Origin of the sequence: Segatella albensis DSM 11370 = JCM 12258 (genome assembly GCF_000426565.1) — a bacterium.
Classification (GTDB): Bacteria; Bacteroidota; Bacteroidia; order Bacteroidales; family Bacteroidaceae; genus Prevotella; species Prevotella albensis.
Genome location: NZ_AUFP01000039.1, coordinates 1 through 2,359, shown reverse-complemented (window position 1 = coordinate 2,359; position 2,359 = coordinate 1). Strand labels below are relative to the sequence as shown.

General features: G+C 39.4%; 3 protein-coding genes. 2 read left to right on the top strand and 1 reads right to left on the bottom strand.

Annotation, left to right across the window (positions count from 1 at the left end; genetic code table 11):
* Together K333_RS13500 and K333_RS12375 are read left to right on the top strand one after the other, a co-directional pair.
* A partial coding sequence (locus K333_RS13500; protein WP_262498694.1) for a glycine rich domain-containing protein occupies nt 1-146 on the top strand: 146 nt, incomplete at its 5' end.
* A 110-nt stretch (nt 147-256) separates the two neighbouring features.
* Entirely contained in the window at nt 257-1,123 is an 867-nt protein-coding gene (locus K333_RS12375; RefSeq protein ID WP_024990715.1) for a glycine rich domain-containing protein, read from the top strand.
* Nucleotides 1,124-1,206: 83 nt separating this feature from the next.
* Here the strand turns inward: K333_RS12375 and K333_RS0109760 are convergent, their stop codons facing one another.
* Nucleotides 1,207-2,067, bottom strand: coding sequence for a glycine rich domain-containing protein (locus tag K333_RS0109760; protein WP_024990716.1), 861 nt, complete (start codon nt 2,065-2,067; stop codon nt 1,207-1,209).
* Nucleotides 2,068-2,359 lie beyond the last annotated feature (292 nt).

Here is a 2,359-nt window from a genome sequence, read left to right as displayed (position 1 = left end):
CAAATCATTATAGCGGAAAAGTATTTACTAATCCTATAATGATAGCAGGAAACGCAAGTATGCCAAAGCCTAAAGGTGGAACGGAAACAGGACATCGTGGAGATGGATATGCAATCATTACATGGCGACAACTACCACCACAATAAATATATAAATAGGTTATATCAAAGTTTAAATGGTATAACCTATTTTAATTTATACCTATTGTTCAATATTTTCAATTTGTCGGTATTGAAGGTACAAACACACGGGAAGTGTGCAGGAATTTATAGCACCATTAGCGACCACATATAAGATCGAATGTTGGGGAGCAAGCGGTGGAGGTGCTTCTATTGCTAGATGTATTGGTTGTGGAGGCTATGTAGCCGGAAAGATATCTTTAACTAAAAATCAAGCTCTTTATGTCTATATAGGACAGAAAGGAAATGGTTATGACAATTACTCGTCTACTTATATGTTTAATGGCGGAGGATATGCAAATAATGTAGCTACATATTGTGGAGCATGTGGTGGTGGAGCTACAGATATCAGGACTATCAACGGAGATTGGGATAATTCTACTTCTTTAGACTCTCGTATTATGATAGCTGCTGGTGGTGGGGGATGTAGTGACGCTTCTAACACCACTTCTGGTTGTGCTGGAGGATTGGAGGGATATGATGGCACAGACAAATTTGTAATTTATCAGGATTATGTTGGACATGGTGCTACGCAAGCTGCAGGAGGAGCAACTCCTACTCATAATTCTAGCAGTGGTGGCCAAAACGGAACTGCTGGAATATTAGGAAAAGGAGGTATAGGTGGTAGAAACAATATTAATACAGACATTGGTGGTGGTAGTGGTGGAGGTGGTGGTCTTTATGGAGGTAGTGGAGCCTCAGGGGGAGCTAGAGGTGTATATTATGGAGGTGGCGGATCATCTTATATTTCCGGGCATAGTGGATGTACCGCCAAGATATTAACATTCACTAATACCGTTATGATAGATGGTGTAGGCTATCAATGGACATCTACGAAAGGTAATCAAGTTGGCATTCCAATTGTTGCGGATAATTCCATCAGGGAAAACGGATATGTTGGTAATGGTTATGCTATCATAACTTGGCAACAACTACCACAATAATATATAATAGGCTATATCAACAACTGATATAGCCTATATTTATCTCGAACAAAACCCGAAGTCATCCTGAAGAAGAAACTTTTTTATAGACTTGGCGATATCCAAGAGATAATACAATATCCATCTCCAGAGTGTCCAGTCTCAGTTCCACCTTTAGGCTTGGGCATTACAGAGCCTCCGTCTATCATTATAGGATTAGTAAAAACTTTACCACTGTAATGATTAGGTTGACCTGTATGAATTATGTTATCTTCTGTCGAGGATTCGTCTATGGCGTCACAGTCTGGATAACCGGAGATAAAAGAAGAACCACCAGAGGCACAAGCAAAGGTATCATCATTATTTACAGCATTCCAACTTGCATTTCCTCCATAATAGCCACCACCGCCACCTGCTAAACCACACCAATAATAATTACCATTTTTATCTAGTCTTCCTTTTCCGGCAGTATCATCCCCTTTTCCAAAGTTTATTGATATTTGTGTTGCTCCAGCGCAAAACACCTCATTGTCTTTATAAACGTTACCACCATTAAGTCCACCACCAAAACCAGCTATATTTTTTCCACATCTTCCTCCACCACCTGCTGCAACCATAATCCTTGATTTGAGAGAATTAAACTCTTCCCATGTTCCACCTGTGAGTCTAATATCAGTTGCTCCACCACCACCGCCACCAGATTCATCATCTACCATATCCCAGGATCCAGATCCGCCACCATTATATCCTCCAGTACTATGTACACCAACAACTCCATCTGCACCTTTGCCTCCAACATAGATATGCAGGAGAAAACCTTTTGAAAATAATATAAGGCCACTAGTATATGCTCCTAATCCTCTAGTGTTTTGACTAATATTTCCATTAGTTGTAAAATTTCCTCCTTGTGCTCCCCAACATTCTATCTTATAAGTGGTATTCAAAGGCGCTGTAAATTCCTGCACACTTCCCGTGTGTTTGTACTTTCAATACTATAAAATTGAAAATATTGAACATTCTGCATTGTATATAGGTAAGGGAAATACGCAGTTAACTGCATAAGGCTACGAAGTTAACTGTGTAGCCAGATATAGTTAACTTTGTAAGCTGATGTAACTAACTGCATTCGCTGATGCAGTTAACTGCGTATAATGATAATTGAAATTGATTGATTTGTTTGTCAACGAAACCATTTGCGTATGATAGAAAAAGCTCCCATAATCGATTTATCTGATCATATCGATGCAGTGATGAACC